At 60.2% G+C, this 23,795-nt stretch carries 26 protein-coding genes; 15 read left to right on the forward strand and 11 right to left on the reverse strand.

The window, feature by feature from the left end; genetic code table 11:
• The first annotated feature begins 174 nt into the window (after positions 1-174).
• Genes J2W17_RS11265 through J2W17_RS11290 form a run of 6 tightly spaced genes read left to right on the forward strand, consistent with a single transcriptional unit; the run spans position 175 to position 6,244 of the window.
• On the forward strand, positions 175-3,093 hold the full coding sequence (locus J2W17_RS11265; protein WP_307333571.1) for a monovalent cation/H+ antiporter subunit A: 2,919 nt from the start codon (positions 175-177) through the stop codon (positions 3,091-3,093).
• Entirely contained in the window at positions 3,093-3,437 is a 345-nt protein-coding gene (locus tag J2W17_RS11270) for a Na+/H+ antiporter subunit C (protein WP_007986256.1), read from the forward strand. The genes J2W17_RS11265 and J2W17_RS11270 overlap by 1 nt, the downstream gene beginning before the upstream one ends.
• Positions 3,434-5,119 (forward strand): monovalent cation/H+ antiporter subunit D, encoded by a 1,686-nt coding sequence (locus J2W17_RS11275; protein ID WP_307333574.1) that lies wholly within the window; start codon positions 3,434-3,436, stop codon positions 5,117-5,119. The genes J2W17_RS11270 and J2W17_RS11275 overlap by 4 nt, the downstream gene beginning before the upstream one ends.
• A complete protein-coding gene (locus J2W17_RS11280; protein WP_307333576.1) occupies positions 5,116-5,604 on the forward strand; it encodes a Na+/H+ antiporter subunit E in 489 nt (162 codons plus the stop codon). Before J2W17_RS11275 ends, J2W17_RS11280 begins: the two co-directional genes overlap by 4 nt.
• A complete protein-coding gene (locus J2W17_RS11285; protein WP_045060409.1) occupies positions 5,601-5,879 on the forward strand; it encodes a K+/H+ antiporter subunit F in 279 nt (92 codons plus the stop codon). Before J2W17_RS11280 ends, J2W17_RS11285 begins: the two co-directional genes overlap by 4 nt.
• Positions 5,876-6,244, forward strand: coding sequence for a Na+/H+ antiporter subunit G (locus J2W17_RS11290; RefSeq protein ID WP_307333579.1), 369 nt, complete (start codon positions 5,876-5,878; stop codon positions 6,242-6,244). The genes J2W17_RS11285 and J2W17_RS11290 overlap by 4 nt, the downstream gene beginning before the upstream one ends.
• Positions 6,245-6,364: 120 nt before the next feature.
• On the opposite strand, the gene J2W17_RS11295 is transcribed toward J2W17_RS11290, so the two are convergent.
• From J2W17_RS11295 to J2W17_RS11305, 3 genes are all read right to left on the reverse strand, one after another.
• A complete protein-coding gene (locus J2W17_RS11295) occupies positions 6,365-6,802 on the reverse strand; it encodes a DUF3995 domain-containing protein (protein WP_307333581.1) in 438 nt (145 codons plus the stop codon).
• A gap of 106 nt (positions 6,803-6,908) precedes the next feature.
• Positions 6,909-7,925 (reverse strand): ABC transporter substrate-binding protein, encoded by a 1,017-nt coding sequence (locus J2W17_RS11300; RefSeq protein WP_307333583.1) that lies wholly within the window; start codon positions 7,923-7,925, stop codon positions 6,909-6,911.
• A 113-nt stretch (positions 7,926-8,038) separates the two neighbouring features.
• Entirely contained in the window at positions 8,039-8,488 is a 450-nt protein-coding gene (locus J2W17_RS11305) for a hypothetical protein (RefSeq protein ID WP_191626326.1), read from the reverse strand.
• 432 nt (positions 8,489-8,920) lie between these two features.
• On the opposite strand from J2W17_RS11305, the gene J2W17_RS11310 reads away from it, so the two are divergent.
• The 3 genes from J2W17_RS11310 (at position 8,921) to J2W17_RS11320 (ending at position 9,929) form a co-directional block, all read left to right on the forward strand.
• Complete coding sequence (locus J2W17_RS11310) at positions 8,921-9,169, forward strand: hypothetical protein (protein ID WP_307334075.1); 249 nt, start codon at positions 8,921-8,923, stop codon at positions 9,167-9,169.
• 159 nt (positions 9,170-9,328) lie between these two features.
• A complete protein-coding gene (locus J2W17_RS11315; RefSeq protein ID WP_033057642.1) occupies positions 9,329-9,559 on the forward strand; it encodes a hypothetical protein in 231 nt (76 codons plus the stop codon).
• Between the two features lie 130 nt (positions 9,560-9,689).
• Positions 9,690-9,929, forward strand: a complete 240-nt coding sequence (locus J2W17_RS11320) for a DUF2789 domain-containing protein (protein ID WP_307333585.1) — start codon at positions 9,690-9,692, stop codon at positions 9,927-9,929.
• Positions 9,930-9,937: 8 nt separating this feature from the next.
• Here the strand turns inward: J2W17_RS11320 and J2W17_RS11325 are convergent, their stop codons facing one another.
• The 3 genes from J2W17_RS11325 to J2W17_RS11335 form a co-directional block, all read right to left on the reverse strand.
• Entirely contained in the window at positions 9,938-10,141 is a 204-nt protein-coding gene (locus J2W17_RS11325; RefSeq protein ID WP_307333587.1) for a hypothetical protein, read from the reverse strand.
• A gap of 236 nt (positions 10,142-10,377) precedes the next feature.
• A complete protein-coding gene (locus tag J2W17_RS11330; RefSeq protein ID WP_307333589.1) occupies positions 10,378-11,979 on the reverse strand; it encodes a methyl-accepting chemotaxis protein in 1,602 nt (533 codons plus the stop codon).
• Between the two features lie 248 nt (positions 11,980-12,227).
• The gene (locus tag J2W17_RS11335; RefSeq protein WP_007907888.1) at positions 12,228-12,632 is read right to left on the reverse strand and encodes a TraR/DksA family transcriptional regulator; all 405 of its coding nucleotides are present in this window, start codon (positions 12,630-12,632) and stop codon (positions 12,228-12,230) included.
• Positions 12,633-13,066: 434 nt separating this feature from the next.
• Here J2W17_RS11335 and J2W17_RS11340 point away from each other — a divergent pair, with 434 nt between their 5' ends.
• Positions 13,067-13,678 carry a glutathione S-transferase gene (locus tag J2W17_RS11340; RefSeq protein ID WP_307333590.1) on the forward strand — a complete coding sequence of 204 codons (612 nt, stop codon included), beginning with the start codon at positions 13,067-13,069 and terminating at the stop codon, positions 13,676-13,678.
• A gap of 302 nt (positions 13,679-13,980) precedes the next feature.
• Here J2W17_RS11340 and J2W17_RS11345 read toward each other — a convergent pair whose 3' ends face one another.
• Together J2W17_RS11345 and J2W17_RS11350 are read right to left on the reverse strand one after the other, a co-directional pair.
• Positions 13,981-14,916, reverse strand: a complete 936-nt coding sequence (locus tag J2W17_RS11345; protein ID WP_307333592.1) for a hypothetical protein — start codon at positions 14,914-14,916, stop codon at positions 13,981-13,983.
• Between the two features lie 179 nt (positions 14,917-15,095).
• On the reverse strand, positions 15,096-15,404 hold the full coding sequence (locus tag J2W17_RS11350; protein WP_307334077.1) for a YdcA family protein: 309 nt from the start codon (positions 15,402-15,404) through the stop codon (positions 15,096-15,098).
• A gap of 176 nt (positions 15,405-15,580) precedes the next feature.
• On the opposite strand from J2W17_RS11350, the gene J2W17_RS11355 reads away from it, so the two are divergent.
• Together J2W17_RS11355 and J2W17_RS11360 are read left to right on the forward strand one after the other, a co-directional pair.
• Positions 15,581-16,264, forward strand: coding sequence for a response regulator transcription factor (locus J2W17_RS11355; RefSeq protein ID WP_307333594.1), 684 nt, complete (start codon positions 15,581-15,583; stop codon positions 16,262-16,264).
• The gene (locus J2W17_RS11360; protein ID WP_307333596.1) at positions 16,242-17,636 is read left to right on the forward strand and encodes a sensor histidine kinase; all 1,395 of its coding nucleotides are present in this window, start codon (positions 16,242-16,244) and stop codon (positions 17,634-17,636) included. The genes J2W17_RS11355 and J2W17_RS11360 overlap by 23 nt, the downstream gene beginning before the upstream one ends.
• A 135-nt stretch (positions 17,637-17,771) precedes the next feature.
• Here the strand turns inward: J2W17_RS11360 and J2W17_RS11365 are convergent, their stop codons facing one another.
• From J2W17_RS11365 to J2W17_RS11375, 3 genes are read right to left on the reverse strand one after another with little or no spacing between them, the layout of a single operon-like run.
• Positions 17,772-18,182: an SRPBCC family protein gene (locus J2W17_RS11365; RefSeq protein WP_307333599.1), complete on the reverse strand. Its 411-nt coding sequence runs from the start codon at positions 18,180-18,182 to the stop codon at positions 17,772-17,774.
• 27 nt (positions 18,183-18,209) lie between these two features.
• Positions 18,210-19,007: an SDR family NAD(P)-dependent oxidoreductase gene (locus tag J2W17_RS11370; RefSeq protein ID WP_307333601.1), complete on the reverse strand. Its 798-nt coding sequence runs from the start codon at positions 19,005-19,007 to the stop codon at positions 18,210-18,212.
• A 48-nt stretch (positions 19,008-19,055) separates the two neighbouring features.
• On the reverse strand, positions 19,056-20,123 hold the full coding sequence (locus J2W17_RS11375) for an aldo/keto reductase (protein WP_307333602.1): 1,068 nt from the start codon (positions 20,121-20,123) through the stop codon (positions 19,056-19,058).
• 208 nt (positions 20,124-20,331) lie between these two features.
• On the opposite strand from J2W17_RS11375, the gene J2W17_RS11380 reads away from it, so the two are divergent.
• The 3 genes from J2W17_RS11380 to J2W17_RS11390 all read left to right on the forward strand — a co-directional run bounded on the left by J2W17_RS11380 (position 20,332) and on the right by J2W17_RS11390 (position 23,709).
• Positions 20,332-21,231: a LysR substrate-binding domain-containing protein gene (locus J2W17_RS11380; protein WP_307333604.1), complete on the forward strand. Its 900-nt coding sequence runs from the start codon at positions 20,332-20,334 to the stop codon at positions 21,229-21,231.
• Between the two features lie 379 nt (positions 21,232-21,610).
• On the forward strand, positions 21,611-22,987 hold the full coding sequence (locus J2W17_RS11385) for an AAA family ATPase (RefSeq protein ID WP_307333606.1): 1,377 nt from the start codon (positions 21,611-21,613) through the stop codon (positions 22,985-22,987).
• Complete coding sequence (locus J2W17_RS11390; RefSeq protein WP_307333608.1) at positions 22,984-23,709, forward strand: retron system putative HNH endonuclease; 726 nt, start codon at positions 22,984-22,986, stop codon at positions 23,707-23,709. Before J2W17_RS11385 ends, J2W17_RS11390 begins: the two co-directional genes overlap by 4 nt.
• Positions 23,710-23,795 lie beyond the last annotated feature (86 nt).

The following is a 23,795-nucleotide window of genomic DNA, read 5'->3' on the forward strand; positions in this document are numbered from 1 at the left end:
TTGTAGCGTCTGGTAGATAGTCTTCGCGAGCAAGCCCTGCTGAACACAGACCTGCGAAACAATAAAAAACAGGATTTATCCCTCTACCTTGTAGGATTCTGCGACAGCTTGGTGTTTGGCGATCCGGGAGCTGGCACGTATGATGCTTCACAAACTTCCGCAGATTAGAAGCCTATGTCCCTGATAGTTCTACTGCTTCTGCCCTTTGTCGGCAGCTGTCTGGCCGCCGTGCTGCCACACAACGCGCGTAACACCGAATCCTTGCTGGCTGGCCTGGTTGCCCTGATCGGCACCATCCAGGTCGCCCTGTTGTTCCCGCAAATCGCCGATGGCGGTGTGATTCGCGAAGAATTCTTCTGGTTGCCCAGCCTGGGCCTGAACTTCGTGCTGCGCATGGACGGTTTCGCCTGGCTGTTCTCGATGCTGGTGCTCGGCATCGGCACCCTGGTCTCCTTGTACGCCCGCTACTACATGTCGCCGGACGACCCGGTGCCGCGGTTCTTCGCGTTTTTCCTGGCGTTCATGGGCGCGATGCTCGGGTTGGTGATCTCCGGCAACCTGATCCAGATCGTGTTTTTCTGGGAGCTGACCAGCCTCTTTTCATTCCTGCTGATCGGCTACTGGCACCACCGCGCCGATGCACGGCGCGGCGCCTACATGGCGCTGATGGTGACTGGCGCGGGCGGTCTGTGCCTGCTGGCGGGGGTCATGCTGCTGGGCCATGTGGTCGGCAGCTATGACCTGGACAAGGTCCTGGCCGCCGGCGAACTGATTCGCGCACATGCCCTCTACCCTGTGCTGCTGCCCCTGATCCTGATCGGCGCCTTGAGCAAAAGCGCGCAATTCCCCTTCCACTTCTGGCTGCCCCATGCGATGGCGGCGCCGACACCGGTCTCGGCCTATCTGCACTCGGCAACCATGGTCAAGGCCGGGGTGTTCCTTCTCGCACGGCTGTGGCCGTCGCTGTCCGGCAGCGAAGAATGGTTCTACATCGTCAGCGGCGCCGGGGCCTGCACCCTGCTGCTCGGCGCGTACTGCGCGATGTTCCAGAACGATCTCAAGGGCCTGCTGGCCTATTCGACCATCAGCCACCTGGGCCTGATCACCCTGCTGCTGGGGCTGAACAGTCCGCTGGCCGCCGTGGCCGCGGTGTTCCACATCTTCAACCACGCCACGTTCAAGGCCTCGCTGTTCATGGCCGCGGGGATCATCGACCACGAAAGCGGCACCCGCGACATTCGCCGGCTCAGCGGCCTGGTCAAGCTGATTCCGTTCACCGCGACCCTGGCCATGGTCGCCAGTGCCTCGATGGCCGGGGTGCCGTTGCTCAACGGCTTCCTCTCCAAAGAGATGTTCTTCGCCGAAACCGTGTTCATCAACGCCACGGCCTGGATCGAATTGACCCTGCCGATCGTCGCGACCATCGCCGGCACGTTCAGCGTCGCCTATTCCCTGCGCTTCACGGTGGATGTGTTCTTCGGCCCGACCGCCACCGACCTGCCGCACACCCCGCATGAACCGCCACGCTGGATGCGCGCGCCGGTGGAATTGCTGGTGTTCGCCTGCCTGATCGTGGGGATTTTCCCTGCGCAGGTGGTCGGCCCGTTGTTGGCCGCCGCTGCGCAGCCCGTTGTGGGCGGCGTCTTGCCGCAATACAGCCTGGCGATCTGGCACGGCTGGAACGCGCCGATGATCATGAGCCTGGTCGCCATGTCCGGCGGCATCGTGCTCTACCTGTTGCTGCGCAATCAGCTCAAGCGCGGGCGCTTCAAGTACCCGCCGCTGATTGGCCGGTTCAACGGCAAGCGCCTGTTCGAGCGCAGCCTGGTGGTCATGATGCGCCTGGCCCGGCGCCTGGAGCGGCGGATCAGTACCAAGCGCCTGCAGACCCAACTGTTCCTGGTGGTGCTCGCCGCCGTGCTGGCCGGGCTGATCCCGATGCTCCACAGCAGCCTGAGCTGGGGCGACCGCCCGAAGATTGCCGGTTCGATCGTGTTCGTGACCTTGTGGCTGCTGGCAATCGCCTGCGCCCTCGGCGCGGCGTGGCAGGCCAAGTACCACCGGCTCGCAGCCCTGACCATGGTCAGCGTCTGCGGCCTGATGACGTGCATCACGTTCGTCTGGTTCTCGGCGCCGGACCTGGCACTGACGCAACTGGTGGTCGAAGTGGTGACCACGGTCCTGATTCTGCTGGGCCTGCGCTGGCTGCCGCGGCGGATCGAAGAGGTGTCACCGCTGCCGAGCACGCTGCGCAAGGCACGCATTCGTCGTTTGCGCGACTTGCTGCTGTCGATCGCGGTCGGTGGCGGCATGGCGCTGCTGTCCTACGCCATGCTGACGCGCCAGACCCCCAACGACATTTCTTCGTTCTACCTCAGCCGCGCCCTGCCCGAAGGTGGCGGCAGCAACGTGGTCAACGTGATGCTGGTGGACTTCCGTGGTTTCGACACCCTTGGCGAAATCACCGTGCTGGCGGCCGTGGCGCTGACCGTGTTCGCCCTGTTGCGACGCTTCCGCCCGCCAAAAGAAAGCCTGCAGTTGCCGGCCCAGCAGCGCCTGCTGGCGCCCGATGTGGTCACCGACCTGGTCAACCCGCGTCACGCCAGCGACACCGCGCTCGGCTTCATGATGGTGCCGGCGGTGCTCGTGCGCCTGCTGCTGCCGATTGCCTTCGTGGTGTCGGTCTACCTGTTCATGCGCGGGCACAATCAACCGGGCGGCGGCTTCGTTGCGGGCCTGGTGATGTCGGTGGCGTTCATCCTGCAATACATGGTCGCCGGCACCCAGTGGGTCGAGGCGCAAATGAGCCTGCGGCCCCTGCGCTGGATGGGCACCGGGCTGCTGTTTGCCACCGTGACCGGGCTCGGGGCGATGGCGGTCGGGTATCCGTTCCTGACCACCCACACCTGGCATTTCGATTTGCCTGTGTTCGGTGACATTCACATCGCCAGCGCGCTGTTCTTCGATATCGGCGTGTACGCCGTGGTGGTCGGTTCGACCCTGCTGATCCTCACCGCCCTCGCCCACCAATCGGTACGGGGTCACAAGACCGCTGCCCTGCCCAGAGCCGTCGCCACCGAAGGAGCCGTCTGATGGAAGAAGTCATCGCAATCGCCATCGGCGTACTGGCCGCGTCCGGCGTCTGGCTGATCCTGCGCCCACGGACGTTCCAGGTGGTCATGGGCCTGTGCCTGCTGTCCTACGGCGTCAACCTGTTCATCTTCAGCATGGGCAGCCTGTTCATCGGCAAGGAGCCGATCATCAAGGACGGCGTGCCGCAGGACCTGCTGCACTACACCGACCCCCTGCCGCAAGCGCTGGTGCTGACGGCGATCGTGATCAGTTTCGCCATGACCGCGCTGTTCCTCGTCGTGCTGCTCGCATCCCGGGGCCTGACCGGTACCGACCATGTGGATGGCCGGGAGCCTAAAGAATGAACCTGATGCCGCACCTGATCGCCGCACCGATTCTGCTGCCGCTGCTGACCGCCGCCGCGATGCTGATGCTGGGCGAGAAACACCGGCCGCTGAAAGCCAGGATCAACCTGCTGTCCAGCCTAGTGGGCCTGGGCATCGCCGTGCTGTTGCTGCAATGGACCCAGGACACCGGCGTGCCCGGCTCCATTGGCGTCTACCTGCCGGGCAACTGGCAAGCGCCATTTGGCATCGTACTGGTGGTCGATCGCCTGTCGGCGCTGATGCTGGTGCTGACCGGGATCATCGGCGTCAGCGCCTTGCTGTTCGCCATGGCCCGCTGGGATGGCGCCGGTTCGAGTTTTCACGCGCTGTTCCAGATCCAGATGATGGGCCTGTATGGCGCGTTCCTGACGGCGGACCTGTTCAACCTGTTCGTGTTCTTCGAAGTGCTGCTGGCCGCCTCCTACGGCCTGATGCTCCACGGTTCTGGCCGGTCGCGGGTGTCGGCGGGGCTGCATTACATCTCGATCAACCTGCTGGCCTCGTCGCTGTTCCTGATCGGCGCGGCGCTGATCTACGGCGTCACCGGCACCCTGAACATGGCCGACCTGGCGCTGAAAATCCCCTTGGTGCCCGAAGCCGATCGCGGCCTGCTGCACGCCGGCGCGGCGATTCTCGCCGTGGCGTTCCTGGCCAAGGCCGGGATGTGGCCGCTGAACTTCTGGCTGGTGCCAGCTTACTCCGCGGCCAGCGCACCGGTTGCGGCGATGTTCGCGATCATGACCAAGGTCGGCGTCTACACCCTGTTGCGCCTGTGGACCCTGCTGTTCTCCGGCCAGGCCGGCGCATCGGCCTACTTTGCCGGCGACTGGCTGATCTATGGCGGCATGGCGACCATCGTCTGTGCGGCGGTGGCAATCCTCGCCGCCCAACGCCTGGAACGCCTGGCCAGCCTGAGCATCCTGGTGTCGGCGGGGATCCTGCTGGCGGCCATAGGCTTCGCCCAGCCCAACCTGATCGGTGCGGCACTGTTCTACCTGGTCAGCTCGACCCTGGCCTTGAGCACGTTGTTCCTGTTGGCCGAGTTGATCGAGCGTTCGCGTTCGGCCAATGAGATGCCGCTGTTCGATGACGGCGACCTGCTGCCGCGACCGCTGGAATCCCTGCAGCCACCCAAAGGCATCAACCTCGACGACGAACAGAAAGCCGTGGTCGGCCAGGTGATCCCCTGGACCATGGCGTTCCTGGGCTTGAGTTTCATCGCCTGCTCGCTCTTGATCATCGGCATGCCGCCGCTCTCCGGTTTCATCGGCAAACTCGGCCTGCTCAGCGCCCTGCTCAACCCGCTGGGCCTGGGACATTCCGGCGACGTACCGGTGTCGAACGCGGCGTGGGGATTGCTGGCGCTGCTGATTATCTCCGGGCTGGCTTCCTTGATTGCCTTTTCGCGCCTGGGCATCCAGCGGTTCTGGACCCCTGAAGAACGGCCATCGCCCTTGCTGCGTCGCTTCGAATGCGTGCCGATCATCGCGCTGCTGGGCCTGAGCATTGCGCTCACGTTCAAGGCCGAGCCACTGCTGCGCTACACCCAGGCCGCCGCAGACGCCCTGAACAACCCGGAACAATACGTGATGGCGGTGCTCGACACTCGCGCGATTCCAAGCCCCGAAGCCAAAGCCGCGCTCGCCGAGGTGCAACCATGAAGCGTCTGTTTCCCGCGCCGTGGTTGTCCCTGGCATTGTGGTTGTTGTGGCTGGTGCTGAACCTGTCGATAAACCCCGGCAATCTGCTGTTGGGCGCGATGCTGGGGTTCTGTGCGCCTTTGATGATGCGCAAGCTGCGTCCGCTGCCGATCCGCATCCGTCGCCCCGGGGCAATCCTGAGCTTGTTCCTGCTGGTCGGGCGCGACGTGGTGGTGTCCAACCTCGCCGTGGCCTGGGGCGTGCTCAACGCCGGGCGTCGCCCACCACGCTCGCATTTCATCAAGGTGCCCCTGGACCTGCGCGATGCCAACGGCCTGGCGGCGCTGTCGATGATCTGCACCGTGGTCCCCGGCACCGTCTGGTCGGAACTGGCGCTGGATCGCAGCATCCTGTTGCTGCACGTGTTCGATCTGGATGACGAAGCGCTGTTCATCCAGCACTTCAAGGCAACCTACGAGCGCCCCTTGATGGAGATCTTCGAATGAGCCCGCTGCTGTCGAACGCGATCCTGCTGAGCCTGTTCATCTTTTCCCTGGCGATGGTGCTGACCCTGATCCGCCTGTTCAAGGGCCCGTCGGCCCAGGACCGGGTCCTGGCCCTGGATTACCTGTACATCGTCGCCATGCTGATGATGCTGACCCTGGGCATTCGTTATGCCAGTGACACCTACTTCGAGGCGGCGTTGCTGATCGCCCTGTTCGGCTTCGTCGGCTCGTTTGCCTTGGCCAAATTCCTGCTGCGTGGCGAGGTGATCGAATGAATATGGAGCTATCGCTTTGGGTGGAGATTCCGGTGGCGATCCTGCTGGTGCTCGGCAGCCTGTTCGCGCTGATCGGCGCCGTCGGCCTGCTGCGGATGAGGGATTACTTCCAGCGCATGCACCCGCCGGCCCTGGCCTCGACACTCGGCGCGTGGTGCGCGGCATTGGCCTCGATCATTTACTTTTCCGCGCTCAAGTCCGCGCCGGTGCTGCATGCCTGGCTGATTCCGGTTCTGCTGGCGATCACCGTGCCGGTGACCACCTTGCTGCTGGCGCGGGCGGCGTTGTTCCGCAAGCGCATGGCCGGGGATGATGTGCCGGCGGAGGTGAGTAGTCGGCGTATTAAAAGCGAGAGTCAGGTTTAAAGAGGTGTATCGATTGACAGGGCCTCTTCGCTGCGATGCGGCGATCCGACAAGCCAGCTCCTACAGGGATTGGGGTTGAACACGGATCCCTTGTAGGAGCCGGCTTGCCGGCGAAGCTTTTCAGATCCAGGCCACTGCCAAAAGCCCAGCCCCCAACACCACACACAACGGCGAATAAGCCCAGGTATCGAGCCGGGCAAACCGCGAATCCTTCACCTGCTTGAAGAACCCCAGCAGATTCGAATCGCCGATGGCCCGGGCGAACATCAGCATCGCAATGGCGCTGATTACCCATTGCAGCGACCAATGGTGCACCCGGGGCAGATACAGCCCGACCCGCAGGCACACCAGCATCGCGATCAACAGCAAGCCAACCGCCACCAGCAGCGTGGCAAATCCCGAAGGCTTGAACGCCGGCCTGGACTCCCCGCCGGCCTGTGCGGGTACCTGCGGCACCACAGCCTCGCTGCCCAACTTGCCACCCGCCGCCCAGTACAGGTGAATCAGGCTGATCAACAGGAAGATGGCAGCTATCCATTGCGCAATAATCAGGCTCATGTTCAGACGTCCAGCATAAAATGTCGCAGCAGGATGAACTTCATTGAACGATTTTGTAAGGGTATTCGTGATCGACGGTGGTAAAGCCGCTCTCAGCCTCACCCCATCATTTCAACTCTGAAGCCACTTTATCCGCCACATCCTTGGGCACCCACGCCCGCCACACCTGCGGGTGCGCCTTCATGAACGCCTGCGCCGCCTGCCGTGGCGGGGTGTGCTTTTCGCTCATCTCGGCCAGGGCCTTGTTCAGCGGATCGATAGGAAAATCGACCTTGCTGAAAAACTCGGCAATCTGCGGGTATTGTTTCTGGAATGGCGTGGACACGCCGATGGACAGCTTCGAGACCAGCGAACGCGTCGGCTTCGGATTCGGATGATCGGCGTTGGTCAGGGTTTTCCAGGCTTCGGCATCGAAGGGTGGCTCTTGCAGTTGAATCAGCTTGAAACGCCCAAGCAATGGCGTCGGTGACCAGTAATAGAACAGGACCGGCTTGCCGCGGCGAATCGATGAGCTGATCTCCGCATCCAGTGCCGCCCCCGAGCCGCTGCGAAAATTCACATAGCTGTCGTCCAGGCCGTACGCCTTGAGCTTCTGCTTGTTGACCACCTCCGAGGTCCAGCCGATCGGGCTGTTGAGGAAGCGCCCCTTGCCCGGGGTTTCCGGATCGCTGAACACGTCCTTGTACTTGGGCAGGTCGCTGACACTGCGCAGGTCCGGCGCCAATGGCTTGATGCCCCTGGCCGGGTCGCCCTTGATCACATACTCCGGCACCCACCAGCCTTCGGTGGCACCCTTGACCGTGTCGCCCAGACTCACCACTTTGCCTTCGGCCTCGGCCTTGACCCACACCGGACTGCGACCGGCCCACTCCTCGCCAATGACCTGGATATCATTGTTGGCCAGGGCGGTTTCCAGGGTGATGGTCGTCCCCGGCAAGGTATCGGTCGGTAAACCGTAGCCCTTCTCGACGATGATCCGCAGGATGTCGGTGATCAGGCTGCCGCTTTCCCAGTTCAGGTCGGCAAAGTGGATCGGCGCCTGGGCAGCGATCACTGGAACGGGTGAAGCCAACAAACCGAACGTGGCCAGGGTGGCGGCCAGCAGCCGTCGAAATCCGTTCATGGTTTTGCACCTCGTGCTGTTCACAGCAATGGCAGGATGGCCTGGCAGAAGACCGCAAAGCCTCTGAATACTCAGTCAACTGACTGTAGTAGAGGTTCCTGCTTTCGAGGGCCTTACTCGCTGGCCTTGAAAGTCACCAGTTCACCCTTGCGCCACGTGGCAGCCTTGCGGGTAACGGCCTTGAGGGTTTTGGTCAGGCCTTCCTGCAGCTGTTGGTGAGCCGCGAACACCATCACCACGCTATGACCTTCCTTGAACAGGATCCCGTGGCCATCGGCGCTGGTCACGTAGGCGTAATCGCCCAGCCCGTACACCGTCAGTTTGATTTCGCGGAACTTGATGTCCAGCTTGCCGCCTTCGCGACTGGGCAGTACGGCAGCGCTGAAATGATCGCCCACCTTGAGCTTCAGTCCTGGTTTGTCGTCTACCACCAACGCAGACTCGGTATCGATTTCGGCAATGTAAATGCCTTCGGCGTTCTGTTCGGTGATGTAAACGAAACGTGACTGAAACTGTTTAACCAGCTTTGCGCGCAAATCACCCAACACGAACAAGGCATGCATATCGAGATTACTTACTGCCAAGGAAACATCCCCACATCTGAAAATGATGCCGCACACGGAAAAAGCGCACAGCAGAAAAAAGCGGCAATGCCGAGGGTTTAGCCAAATGGCCCGGTTGAAATCCTGAGGACGAGCGCAGCGCTCATCCTCGGCGAGGCGAGAAAAGACTACTGGAATGTCACTCGCGCCGCCCTGCCTGTTGTTCGTCAGAGGTTGAAGGAAAACGCCCTGCTGACGGCCAGAAAAACCGGATTACTAACTTTAGGGAAAAAACGCCAAAAAAAAAGCACTTTTCTTACATATCGCCAGCAAAAAATTGCTTTAGATAACCATCAATCGCCCACCAATGGTGGTGATTCTAGAGCAGCGATGCTCATCCAGACCACTCAAAACGAAGTACACACGTCGGCAAAACAACGAAAAGGACTTCCCATGTGCACACTGACTCACTTCGCTCAACCTCAGCCAATCTATACCAGCATTCGCACGATCCGACACCAGACGGTGTTCCAGCCCCATGACGTTCCCGCCCCAGGCCTCGCCGCACCGCGGTTCCAGGTGGTTCTGGCGGGCAACGCATTCTTCCATATCAAGGAAATCTCCACGGGCCATGTAAGAGGTTTCCGCGGTGATCATAATGAAGCCTGCGCCCTCGCCCGCTCCCTGGAGTCGCGTATTTGACAGGCCTGCGACCTCCATCCTGATGGACGTTTCGTCATGCCGGCGACTTAACTCAGCCGTCGGCAGACAACTACTGCCATACTGGCCGACCAACCGAATCGCATCCCCAGGGCGGGCGGCGTTCGACACACCATAATATTTCCAAGGGAAGGCGGCTACGTGACGGAATTTGATATCGGTGAATTTTTTATCCGGGGCGAAGCCAGAGAGGTTGAAGGCGAATTCCAGGCCGTCATCATCATGCGCGCCAAACCACCGCTGACTACCGTGACCTATCACCAGGTCGAGAAGGATCGCTGGTTCAAGACCTCCGACGTCGCCGCTATCGCCGCCCAGGAGGCCGCCAAAGCCTTGAAGCTTGCCGTCGATGAGGGCGCCTTGAAAGCCTGATCTGCGGTTTGCAGTCTATGCTCTTTCCTGCTTTCGAACATCGCTATCGAACTCCTGAAGCGCGGCTCCCTCAGATGCAATGACGCCGCACCTCAGATCTCGCATCCGCGTGACCAGCAAGGAGATGAAGATGGATTCACCTACACATGACTTGAAAGGCTTGTTCGATCAACTCGGCCTGGACTCCAGCGAGACAGCCATCGACGATTTCATCGCCAGCCATTCGCCGCTGCCCGAAGATAAAAAACTCATCGATGCCGAGTTCTGGACGCCGCAGCAAGCCGGCTTCCTGAAAGAGCAATTGCGCGAAGACGCAGATTGGGCACGGGTGGTCGACGACCTCAACCTGCGCATGCACCAGGTTCACTAACCGCTGATTCAATGCAGGCTGTCGGGTGTTCCGGCGTTCAATTGCGCCAACCAGGCAGCCCTGCACGCCTGCGCCTCTTCGCGACTGGAGAATGCCGTACCCCGGCGTTCGCCATCGAGCAGAACCACCCAGCAGACACTTTGCCCCCTCGCACGCAAGCTGGCGGGCACGCCGCTGCCAATCATGACAGCCACATCGACTCTGCACTGCATCGCTGACCCCTCGAACTTCATTAGCAACCTAACTATGTAGGCATGTTAACGAGTTCATTTCCGGGGAAACAGCAACGCTGCCGTACAGCTTCATTGCTAAAACTGTAACAATAATACCTGTAGGAGCGAGCCTGCTCGCGATGGTCGTCAACGATAACGCGTGTTTGCTGGATAAAACGCGGCGCTCTGGAATCCATCGCGAGCAGGCTCGCTCCTACAAGGCAGCATACGTGCTCTCAGCGAGGGCTCTGGGGCTTGTAGCCCAGCCGCAGACCACCCCAATGCCGGCCCTTGAGCATGATCGGCACCGAAAGATCATGCATCAGCTCACCGGTGTCGCGGGTATAGGTTTGCAGCAGCACGGCCTGTTGATGGCTGCCGCAGCGAATCCCGGTACGGTCGGCGAACTTGCGCTTGGTACGGTTTTGCAGGCTGTCGACCTGAGCATCCCCCGTGAGTGCCTGGCTGAACACGTTGTTATGGGTCGGCACGTAGCCCTGCTGCGTGCAGGCTATGGCGAATACCAGCCCCTCGTGCCCCCTCAACAACGGCTCCTGGATGGCCGGCAACACCTGATCGGTGTAGCGATCGAAGCGGGTCTGGTACTTGGCCGGGCGGGTGCCGGGAATCGTCTGGTAGTGGCGATCGAACAGGTCATCGAGGCTGATACGACCCTCGTCGATATCCGCTTCGAAACGCGCCGCAATTTGTTTCGCGCCTTCTCGGGCCAGGTCATAAACCCGCTGGTGGTAATCGTCCAGTCCGACTTCAGCGAGGCGCTCGCTGATGGTTTCGGCTTGACCTTCCATTTGCACGGCTGCCTGGGCCAGGCGTTGAGTCTGCTCGTCGCTGATCGCCAGGTCGCTGCGCATCTGCTCGATGGCGTGAAACAGGCTGTCCAGTTGCTCGCGGTTGGTGTCCGTGCCCTTGGCGATATCCCCGACCTGGCTTTCGACCCCGGCCGCAAGGCGCGCGATATTTTGCAGATGCTGCCCGGTGCGTTCGACCTGTTCGACGCCACTGTCGAGATCGCTGGACAGCTGGCGAATCTGCTCCACCACTTGCGCGGTGCGTTGCTGGATATCGGAAACCATTTCCCCTACTTCGCCGGTCGCCGTTGCCGTGCGCGCGGCCAGACCGCGAACCTCATCGGCCACCACCGCGAAACCACGACCGTGTTCCCCGGCCCGCGCCGCTTCGATGGCGGCATTCAAGGCGAGCAGATTGGTCTGGCTGGCGATGGACTGGATCACCAGGGTCACCCGCTGGATATCGTCGCTGCGCAGGCTCAGGGCTTCGATCAGCTCCCGGCTGTTGTTGGCGCGCTGACTGAGTTGATGCATGCGGGCGATGGACTCGATCAGCTCCGTGCGCCCTGCCGCACTGCTTCGGTGAGCTTCGCTGGCGGCGCCGAGGGCCTGCCGGCTAAGCGTCGAGGTGGCTTGTTCAGTGGCGATCATCACTTCGGCGTTGCTGACAATCTGCGCTGCGGCACCGAGTTGCGATTGCAGTTTGTCGGCCAGTTGCTTGACCGAATAGGCCACGCCGGCGGCGGACAGTGCGTTATGACTGGTGATATGGGACAGGTCGCGAGTCAACTCGGCGATGGCGTCGCCGTTATCGGCAGGGATGTGGGGGATCGGGCGCGAGCGCAGGCGCGGCAGCCAGATGATCAGCACGGCCAACGGCAGGCCGAAGTAAAGCGACCCGCCGCCCAGCGCCATGCCTGACAACAGGAGCATCAGGGCGATGCTTTGCAGGGTCGGCGTCAGCCACTGGTTTTTCGGCAGAAGTACGGCTGCAGGCACTGCCGCGGCCAAAGACCCGTCTCGCGTCATCGTTGTCACCCCAGGTGTCTTCTAATTGTTGTGTCCGCATTAAACGCCAGCACAAGGCCATTATCCATGGTCCATTAGTAGTGGGCGTTGCAGCAGATCAATGGAAGTACACACTGGTTTTTCACAGACGTCGAAAAGCATCGCGGGCAAGTCGGATCGCCGTACCGCCGCTCCCACAGGTTCAATGCAAACCTTCTGGGAGCAGCGTTGCGGCGATCCGACTTGCCCGCGATGAGGGCGCTACTGAATCAGGCCTGACGCTGGTGCTTGTCGATCTGCTCGTGACGCTCTTGCGCTTCGATGCAGTACTTGGTAGTCGGGCTGATCAGCAGGCGCTTGAGGCCAATGGCCTCGCCACTGTCGTCGCACCAGCCGAAGCTGTCTTCTTTAATGCGTTCCAGTGCCTGTTCCAACTGAGGCAGCATGCGCTGGTCGCGATCGATCGCGTTCACCAGCCAGGTGCGCTCTTCTTCGACAGAAGCAGCGTCAGCCGGGTCGGCCGGGGTGTCCAGGCTCTCGATGGCGATGCGGTTCTGTTCGATGCGCTCATGGGTTTCGACTTTCATGTTCTGCAACAGCTCGGAGAAAAAAGCATGTTGCTCGGCATTCATGTAGTCATCCGCCGGCATGGCCAGCAACTTGTCCTTTGTCATTGATATCTCTATAAAAAAACGTGCATTAAGGCGAATTAGGGAGCGTTCCGGCGGACCTGGGTCGGTCCTCGGAAAGGCGCCAATTGTTCCAAGCGCCACCCGGCACTCAATTTACGAGGGGCGGCAGTCTAAGGCCGACTTGAGACCTCAGCAACTGAAAAGACAGCGAATTCGTCCGACAAAGCCCCTAAAGTGCTATCTGGCAGGCTATGGGGTGGTTATCGGAGTGCGTTTATAGCAAGAAATTCCATCGAGCGGCTGTACAGAGAAGACAAACGGCTGCGCCACGCGGCTCAGGCGTGGCGCATTTTGCTGATTTGTTTCGTTTTCAGCGCTTGAGTTTACACTTTGTTGCCTTCACGCCCTACGACTGCAGCCCGTTGAACCTAAGCTAAGGTTGTCCATCGCGCAATGGTCATCGAAGGAGAGTGTCAATGAAACTGATCGGCATGCTGGATTCGCCCTACGTGCGGCGCGTCGCCATTTCTGCCAAATGCCTGGGGATAGTGCTTGAACATCAGTCGGTATCGGTGTTTCGGCACTTCGAGCAATTCCGCCAGATCAACCCGGTGGTCAAGGCGCCAACACTGGTGCTGGATGACGGTGAAGTGTTGATGGATTCGACGCTGATCATCGATTACCTCCAAGCGCTGGCCGCTCCCGGGAAGAGTTTGATGCCCGGCGACCTCGATCAACGACTGCGCGCATTGCGCGTGATTGGTCTGGGGCTGGTGGCCTGCGAGAAATCCGTACAGATTTACTACGAACGCAACCTGCGGCCGGCCCATATCCAGTTTGAACCCTGGGTGGAACGGGTCGAAGAACAACTGGCGGCGGCGTATTCGGCACTGGAGCGGGAGCTGGAAAAGCAGCCGCTGAAGACTGACGGTTCGATTGCGCAGGATGGGATTACCTTGGCGGTGGCCTGGAGCTTCACCAACCTGGTGGTGCCGGAACAGGTGGAGGCTGGGCGGTTTCCACGGATCAGTGAATTTACGGAGTATGCGGAGGGGCTTGGGGTGTTTGTCGATACGCCGATCGAATAGACAGAGTTGTTGTGACTGGTCTGGCCCCTTCGCGGGCAAGCTCGCTCCCACAATTAATGTGGCGTTCACAAATCCACTGTGGGCGAGCTTGCTCCGGGCGGCGTTCCGACGATGACGGATTGCCAGTCTCCATCAAAGGTAACTATCACCCTACTCAAATAAAAACGCCGCTTCCACCAGAGGCAGAAGCGGCAGAGGCACAAGCCCCAGTAGTATCAGGTAAACAGCGCGATCAGGATGATGATCGGAATAGGAATGCCGAGAAAGAACAGCAGTAATGAGCGCATGGAAGTTCTCCTGGGTTAACGAACCGGGACTGAAGTGGTGGTTACATAAGCGTCGGTTTCAAGATACTCGACCGCATCCCGACGACGACCACCGAACGTTGCACAAAAGCTGGCGAAAAACGCGCCGATCAACAGTGCAATGAACATCCATAGCGAGGTCATTGCGGCGACCTTTGCAGCCGTATCAGCAGCTTGCTGGGCGGCCACTTTGGCGTCGGCTACAGCTTTCTGAGTGCGGGCATACACCTCATCGACACGACGCTCGGCATCCGCTTGAGTGAGGTTGGTCCGCTGGGCGACCAGTTGTGCCAGATAGGTGCGGTCCTCAGCAGACAGTTGACCATCGCTCAGGCTGCGCACGAAGATGCGGGTCACGGTGCCACGGGCGGCCTCATCGCTGGTGGCGGCCGGAGTATCGGCACGAAACAGACTGTCGATGAAGTAACCGTACTGATCACTGTCGGTATTGCCGGCAGCCGCACCGGCCGCTTGGGTGGCGGCATTGACGGCACCACCGGCGACACTCGCGCCGGCCTGCACCCCGCCACTGACGATACCGCTGACCGAGCCGACCAGCAGTGTCGCGGTCACCAGGGTTGCCACGCACCAGGCCAGGAAGCCATGGGCCGTGTCACGGAAGTAAACCTCGTCACCGTGCATGTTCGCCCACTTCACCCGCAGGCGACCGGCAATGTAACCGCCAAGTCCCGAGGCAATAATTTGTGTGACGGCGAGCCAGACGATCGTGGAGATACCCAGGCCCTTGGCGCTCATGCCTTCATTGGCCCAGGGCGACACCGCGGAAAAACCCAGGCCGAAGCCGAGCAGCACCAGAATCAGCGACAATGCAGCCGCCGCCGCGGCACCGGCGAAAATGGCACCCCAGGACACGCCCGAGCGCGAGCTCGATTCGTATTCGGCAGGATAGAAACCATCAGGGGATCTATTCATTGTTTTATCGCTCCAGGCAGAAAGATAGTGTTACAACTCTTCGTACGAAGAAGTGCAGCCAGCGTGCCAGTCGCGAAGTTTACAAAAATCTTTTGATTTCAATACGTTATAAAGATTGAACTTCCGATATCCATGCATTTTGCAAGGAACCGGCAATAACAGCGGGTTTTATGCATTGCCTACTTGCGTTTGTAACTCTTGTTACCGCTGGGCGTCAGGCAGTAAATCCCGCCTCGAGGTCCCGTACAAAACGAGCCGGTGCCACATGTGCAACCATCGTCGCTCGGCAGCAGCGTCTGGGGCCGAGCCTGGCTGCCGCCGCCATATAAAGCCGAACAATTTTTTTTCGATGCGCTGATCGATCCGTCATTACACAAAAACAACTCGCCATCACAGCGATCGATTCCGCCCTTTTTCCCCGAACAGGGCGTGTTACCCGCCCAGGCAAATACGCTTGCCATACACAGCAGCAACAAGAGGATCGGCATCCCGCCACGACGAATCACAGTGCGCACGGTTCAGCTTCCTTTCAGAGTTATGGCCAAATGATATCAATGCTGCAACCATGTCCATAAAGCAACATGAAAGTTAATTTAAAAAGTCGTCGCCATTTCTTGGCAAAATGCTCACACATTTGCCATGAACCCATTATCAGGCCCATTCCATGACCCGCATCCTCACAATCGAAGACGACGTCGTGACCGCCAGGGAAATCGTCGCCGAATTGAGCAGCCACGGCCTCGACGTGGACTGGGTCGATAACGGCCGCGAAGGCCTGGCGCGCGCGGTCAGCGGCGACTATGACCTGATCACCCTCGACCGCATGCTGCCCGAGCTCGACGGCCTGGCGATTGTCACCACCCTGCGGACCATGGGCGTGGCCACGCCGATCCTGATGATCAGCGCCCTCTCCGATGTCGATGAGCGGGTGCGCGGTTTGCGCGCCGGGGGTGACGATTACCTGACCAAGCCCTTCGCCACCGATGAGATGGCCGCCCGGGTCGAAGTCCTCCTGCGCCGGCAGAACACCGTGACCGCCCAGGCCACCACCCTGCGGGTCGCGGACCTGGAACTGAACCTGATCAGCCACGAAGCCAGCCGCGACGGTCAGCTGCTGACCTTGCTGCCAACCGAATACAAGTTGCTGGAATTCCTGATGCGCAACACCGGGCAGATCCTGTCGCGGATGATGATTTTCGAAGAGGTATGGGGTTACCACTTCGACCCCGGCACCAATTTGATCGACGTGCACATCGGCCGTCTGCGCAAGAAAATCGACCCACCCGGCAATGTCCCCCTGATTCGGACCGTGCGAGGCTCGGGTTATGTCATTGCCGAACCCGTCTAAAGGCTGGCGCTCTTCCAGCAGCCGGTTGCTGGCGCTCTACAGCTCGCTGTTCGTGCTCTGGAGCGGGATCCTCATGGGTGTCATGTACTACGAGGTGTCCGCATACCTGGACAACCTGGCCAAACACTCGCTGATGCAGCGTCAGCATTTGTTTGCGCGTTTTTCCGGTGAACAACTGGTGGACGCCCTCGCCGTCAGCATGACCTTCGACATTCCCGGCCTCGACGCCTATGGCCTGTTTGATGAACAGCACCGTTACCTCAGTGGTGCCCTGCGCCATATCCCCAAGGGATTGCCGCTGGACGGCAAGATTCACATGCTCGGCGACTGCGTCGACTCCGACGATCCAACCCTGCCCAACGACAGTTGCGACGCCGTGGCGACCCAGACCCAGGACGGTCGCTGGCTGGTGCTGCTGCGGGATAACGGCTCGCTGTTTGCAGTGACCCGGATCATTCTGCACGCCTTGTTCTGGGGCGTGACCCTGACCATTGTCCCGGGCGTCGTCGGTTGGCACCTGTTGCGCCGCCGACCTTTACAGCGTATTCGCGGGATCCAGGCCAGCGCCGAAGCCATCGTCGCCGGCGACCTGACCCGACGCTTGCCGCTGTCCAGTCGCCGCGATGAACTGGACATGCTGGCGGCCATCGTCAACGCCATGCTCGAGCGCATCGAACGCTTGATGAACGAGGTCAAGGGCGTGTGCGACAACATCGCCCATGACCTGCGCACGCCGCTGACCCGCTTGCGCGCGCAGCTGTACCGCATGCAGCAACAGGCGGGCGAAGGCTCCCAAGCGGCGGCGCAACTGGACTCGGTGCTGGCCGAGGCCGACACCTTGATGGCGCGCTTTCGCGGATTGCTGCGCATTTCCGAACTGGAAGACCGGCAGCGGCGTTCCGGTTTCGTGCAGCTCGATCCGCTGCCGTTGTTGCAGGAACTGCATGAGTTCTATCTGCCGTTGGCGGAAGAAGGTGAGCTTGGTTTCCAGCTGCAATTGCCTGATTCATTGCCGCCCTTGGAGGGGGATCGGGCGTTACTGTTTGAAGCGGTGGCGAACCTGCTGAGCAACTCGATCAAATTCACACCGTCCGGCGGCGAAGTGATTTTGCGCGGGGTCGATGACGCTGGGCATACGCGAATCGAAGTGCTCGACTCAGGCCCCGGCATTGCTGAAGGTGAACGGGAAGCCGTATTCCAGCGCTTCTATCGTGCCGAGGGTGGCAATCAGCAAAACGGGTTCGGGCTAGGGCTATCGATCGTGGCGGCAATTGTCAGCCTGCATGGGTTTACGCTGGAGGTGGGTAGCAGTGAATTGGGCGGCGCGCGGTTGGTGCTCGATTGCCGACAGAGCCTGATCCCTCAGACCTGACACACTCTCCCTGACGACAAAGCCCCCCCTGCAGGAGCCGGCTTGCTGGCGAAGGCGTCCGTTCAGTGACAACTATGTCGACTGATCCACCGCCTTCGCTGGCAAGCCAGCTCCTACAAGGGATTTGTAGTGTTGTCAGGCCGGGTAGTTGGCCCGAAGAGCCTCCAGCCCCCCCTGATAAATCCCGGTAAACAACGCCACCACTTCCTCATCACTCACACCCACCGGCGCAAACCGCCCCGACCAGGTCACCCGCGCGCCCTGCCCTTGCGCTTCAACACGGATGGTCGCCAGATAGTCGGTCGCCGGAAACGGCGCCTGCAAAATCGAGTAGCTGTACGTCTTCGCCGCGTTATCAAAAGCCTGGAGCCGCTCCACCACCACCGCCCCATCCGCCGTTTGCAGATTGCGCACCCGCCCGCCTTCACTCAGTTCGCTCCGGGGAATGAACGGCAGCCAGTCCGGCAGCGAGTTGAAGCCGCCGATCAATTGCCAGACCTGATCGGCCGAAGCCGGGATATCGATAAACGCTGATGCAGTTGCCATGTACTGTTCTCTCTTGATCAATAGGGTTCAGATCGCCATGCTGTCGACGACACCGCCGTCGACTCGAAGCGCCGCGCCGGTGGTGGCCGAGGATAGCGGCGAAGCGATATACGCCACCAGGTTCGCCACTTCCTCGACATTCGCCACGCGCTGGATGATCGATGTCGGCCGCGACTTTTGCACAAAGACGTCGGCTTCTTCCTGGACACTGCGCCCGGACGCGGCAATGGCATCCTTGAGCATCAGCTCCACGCCGTCGGTCAATGTCGGGCCCGGCAGGATTGCATTGACCGTTACCCCAGTGCCGGCCAGCCGTTTGGCCAGTCCGTGGGACACCGCCAGGTTGGCGCTTTTGGTCACGCCATAGTTGAGCATGTCCGCGGGGATCGCGATCCCGGATTCCGAAGACAGGAAAATCACCCGCCCCCAGCCCTGTTTGACCATGTCCGGCACGTAGTGCCGGGACAGGCGTACACCGGAGATCACGTTGACCTCATAGAAGCGCGTCCACTCGCTATCGGGCGTGTCGAAGAAATCCACCGCGTCGTAGATCCCGAGGTTGTTCACCAGAATGTCAGCCCGTGGTTCGGCGGCGAACAGTTTTTCCGCGCCTTGCGCCGTACCGAGGTCAGCCGTCAGCCCGCGCAGTTGCGCACCGGGCACCTGCTGGCGAATGCTCGCCAGCGCCTGCTCGACCTTGGCCGTGTCGCGGCCGATGACCACCACCGTGGCACCGGACTCGGCCAGTGCCTTGCTGATGCCCAGGCCAATGCCGGCGGTGCTGCCGCTGACAATCGCCAGTTTTCCGCTCAAATCAATCTTCATAGCGCACCGCCTTTGTAGGAGCAGCCGAAGGCTGCGATTTTTGACTTTTCATATTGCATACCCTGCGTCGGAACTGCCGAAGGTTCGGGCCGCGTCTGGACGATCTTTCTGACCTGGCAACGGCGCTCGCTCAGAAATCAGGTTAGCCTCGCGCATCGCCTGCCAGAACGCTGCAGGAATCACCGCCGACAACGCGGCGACATCTTCGGCAATCCGGTCCGGCCGACTGGAACCTGGAATCACCGCCGCCACCGCCGGGTTCGCCAGGGAGAACTGCAACGCGGCCGCCTTGATGTCGACACCGTGGGCCGCCGCAATACGTTTGATCTGTTCCACTTTATTGACGATCGCCGGGCTGGCCTTCTGGTATTCGAAATGCGCGCCGCCCGCGAGAATGCCCGAGCTGTACGGGCCGCCGACCACGATCTCGACGTTCTGCGCCAGCGCCGCGTCCATCAAACGCTGCAAGGCCCGGTCGTGATCGAGCAGCGTGTAGCGCCCCGCCAGCAGAAAACCGTCCGGCTGCGCTTCGGTCAGGTCAAGCGTCAGTTCGCAAGGCTCAACCTTGTTCACCCCCAGTCCCCAGCCCTTGATCACGCCTTCTTCGCGCAAACGGGTCAGCACTTTGAACGCGCCGGTGCGGGCCTGGTTGAAGTATTCCAGCCATTGATCACCGTAGAAGTCCTGGGCGATGTCGTGCACCCAGACGATGTCCAGGCGATCGGTTTGCAGGCGCTTGAGGCTGTCCTCGATCGAACGCAAGGTGGCGTCGGCGCTGTAATCGTTGACGATCTTGTTCGGCCGACCGTGTTCGAATACCCCGCTTTTCTCGCCCAGATCCCGGGCCGCGGCGTCTTCGACTTCATCGAGAATCACCCGGCCAACCTTGCTGCTCAGCACATAGTCAGCACGGTTGTAGCGTGCCAGCGCGGCGCCCAGACGAATCTCCGACAGGCCCGAACCGTAAAACGGTGCGGTATCGAAGTAACGCACGCCGGCATCCCAGGCCGCATGCACGGTGGCCATCGCCTCTTCTTCGGGAATGGCGCGGAACATGTTGCCCAATGGCGCGGTGCCGAAACCCAGGGTGCCGGGCAGTTTGTCTTTCAAGCTCATGAATGAATCCTCTTGGATATGTGGGAGCCGGCTTGCTGGCGAAAACGCTGGAACATTCGCAACAATTATTGCTGGACGATCCGCTACCTCCAGCAAACCGGCGCCTGCAGAACGGTTTGTTTCGCGTTGCCGATGAGCAAATCCTAGATTGCGATGATCGGACCGTCCAAGACATAATGTGCAGCACTTGAGTCCCCAGAGGTCTGACATGATCGACATCCGCCAATTGCGCTACTTCGTCGCCGTCGCCGAAGAAGAACACGTCGGTCGGGCCGCCGAACGCCTGCACATTTCCCAGTCGCCCCTGAGCCGGCAGATCGCCCAGCTCGAAGAGCGCCTGGGGCTGACCCTGTTCGAACGCAGCCAGCAGCGCATTCGCCTGACCCGCGACGGCCAGACTTTTCTCGCCGAAACCCGCGCCCTGCTGACCCACGCCAACCGCCTGGAATCCCTCGGCAAGCGCCTGGGTCGCGGCGAAGAAGGCGGCCTGTGCATCGGCTACATCGAGAACGCCATGCATGCCGGGGTGCTGCCCAACGCGTTGCGGGTGCTGCGGGTCGACCGGCCTAACGTGCACGTTGCGCTGTACAACCTGAGCTCGGCCGAACAACTCGAAGGCCTGCGACAGCGTAGTCTGGATATTGCCCTGGTCAGTGAACCGCCGACGGACGATGACCCCGATCTGCTGGGCTTCCAGGTGCTGGACGACCCGATGCTGCTGGCGGTGCCCGAACATCATCCCCTGGCACAGCAGACCACCTTGACCCCGGCGGACCTGGCCGATCAGGAATGGATCGGCGTGCAACACCGGCAGAACTGCGCCAGCCGCGAAGACTTCGTCAGCGCCTGCATCCGCGCCGGCTTTACCCCGGACATTCGGATGGAAGCCACCGAACCTTTTACCGCGCTGGGGCTGGTGGCGTCGGGGCTGGGGATTGCGATGATTCAAAAGGGACTGAGTCGCAACGCGCCGCCGGGCGTGGTCCTGCGGGAGGTGCCATGGATAGCCTTCACCACCCCGCTGTGGGCGGCATGGCACCGGATCAATCTGCGGCCCTTGGTTGAGACGTTCAGAAAGGTGCTGACGGAACCGGGTCCGGCAACGTGAAAACAGGGGATGATCCACCTGATACCTGTCAGGAAAACGGATGGATGAACCACCTTATAATTGTCAGGTCAGCACATTCCCTGTGGGAGCGAGACCGGCTTGCCGGCGAAGAGGGAGTATCAGTCGACATTGCCATTGCCTGACACACCGCTTTCGTCGGCAAGCCGGTCTCCCTTCCACAGGGTTAGCATCCAACTTCAACGACTTGAGGTGGCTTCGCCGCCCATTGCTTGATTTTTTCTCAATCAAACCGGGGCTAAGCAAGGTGTGATCAGCTTTCTTTAGCGTTTTTGCAGTTTGCATTTAGTATGCTGGTGCGACCGCAACGCACAGGTGTACGCCCTATGTATGGCCAGATAACCAGATCGGAGAAAAAGCTGTGAGGCTCGATAAGCTGCGCATTCAGAACTATCGCTGCTTTGGAGAGTTCGAGATCGACTTCGATCCGCATCTGACCATACTGATTGCCTCCAACGGTGGTGGTAAAACCACCATTCTGGATGCGGCCCGTGTCGCTCTGTGGCCTTTTGTCAAAGGCTTTGACCTGGGCAGCCAGACAGGGAAATCCGCCACCATCCAGAACGAAGATGTGCGACTCGCACAATTCAGCAGTGGCAACATGGAGTCTCAAACGCCCAGTGCCATTGAAGCCTGGGGGAAATGGGCGGACGGCGCTGGCCGGGACCATTGGTTGCAGCAACGCCTGAGCTTGAAAAAATCCACCAATACCATCGGCGACGCTGGCTCGAAAGCGCTTACCTCATTCGGCAAATCGCTTCAGGAGCAGGTGCGTAACGATGCGCACGTGATTTTGCCCATGGTGACCTACCTGGGAACTTCACGACTCTGGTACGAGGGGCGATTCACCTCGGCCGCCGCTCAAACTACACTCGACAAGAGCGAATATTCCAGGACGTCCGGGTATCTGAACTGCCTGTCCTATTCGTCCAGTTTCAAAACCTTCACTGCCTGGTACAGCTGGATCTATCTCAGCTATCGTGAAGCCCAATTGATCGCTCTGGAGCGCAAAGAAAAAACCTCCGATGCCGGGCTGCGCTTTGAACAGATTATCGCAGCCATCAAGGATGCCATCGACCGGTTGATTAAAGTGCCCACCGGCTGGCACAGCCTTGAGTACAGCGCCAGCCATCAACAGCAGTTGGTCATGCACCATCCTGAACAAGGGGTGTTGCCTGTCGATATGCTCAGCGATGGACTGCGCAACACCATTGCCATGGTCGCCGACCTCGCCTTTCGTGCTTGTAAACTCAACCCTCATCTCGAGGCGCGAGCACCGCTGGAAACACCGGGTATCGCGTTGATCGATGAAGTCGATATGTTTCTGCATCCCTATTGGCAGCAGTCAATAATAGGATCATTGCGAGCTGCTTTTCCCGCCATGCAGTTCATCGTCACGACTCATAGCCCGCAGGTGCTCAGCACTGTCCGACGCGAAAATATCCGGGTAATCGGCCAAGACGCCCGAGGCCTGTTGATTGCTTCCCAGCCCCTTGCGATGACCTACGGTGAGCCGAGCAACAGCGTGCTCCACAGTGTGATGCAGGTCGATCCACAGCCGCCAGTCGATGAAAAACGCGACTTGCTGCAACTCACCGAATGGGTGGACAAGGGCCGCTACGCCGAACAACGCACGATTGATCTGATGCAGCAGCTTACCCAGGCCCTCGGCGAACAGCATCCTCAGCTTCAGCGTCTGCAGCGCAGCATAAAGCGGCAAGAGGCATTGAAGGGATGAGGTCGGTTCGCAAGCGCGGTAATGGTCCTTTTCAGCTGAATAACTCACATGCCAACCCGCCAATGACAAGCGATGCCGCCACCAGTCGCTGGAGCAGTTTTGGCTATAAGACCCAGGTTCTGGACTATCTGCTGGAAGAGCAGTACGGGTTGTGCTGCTATAGCGAAGTTCGGCCTGACCGTGTTGGCTTGGGTTTCCACATAGAACACGTCGAGAACAAGAGTCAACATCCTCAGCGAACCTTTGACTATGGCAACCTGGCGGCCGGTGCGCTGGATAGTCAAAATGATTTGCCGGCGCTCAAGACACAAGGAGCTGAACTATTTGGTGGTCACGCGCTCGGTAAGTCGAAAGGTGTCGATAGGGGCCGCTTCATCTCGTGCCATCAGCCAGACTGTGTGCGCTTCTTCGTTTACTTGTCCGATGGCCGTGTGGTGCCTGCTGATGGACTTTCGACCCGGGACGATGATCGTGCTCGCTACACCATCGATTTGCTCAACCTCAATAGCCCTTATCTTCAAGATTTGCGCCAACGCTGGTGGGAAGAGCTGGAACAGCTTTTTGAAGAACATATCGGCCAAGATATGAACCTGCATTGTCTCGCGGGTATCGACCTTATACCCACCGGAGCAAAGCTGAGTCAGTTCTTCAGCATTACCCGGGCGTTTTTTGGCAATATTGCCGAAGAAGTAATTGAGCGCGACGCTCCCCATCTGCAATGACATGCAGGACCTGTAGGAGCCGGCTTGCCGGCGAAGAGGCCAGCACATTCAACACCTTTGTCGACTGACACACCGCTTTCGCCGGC

It is taken from the genome of Pseudomonas lini, from assembly GCF_030812475.1.
GTDB lineage: Bacteria > Pseudomonadota > Gammaproteobacteria > Pseudomonadales > Pseudomonadaceae > Aquipseudomonas > Aquipseudomonas lini_A.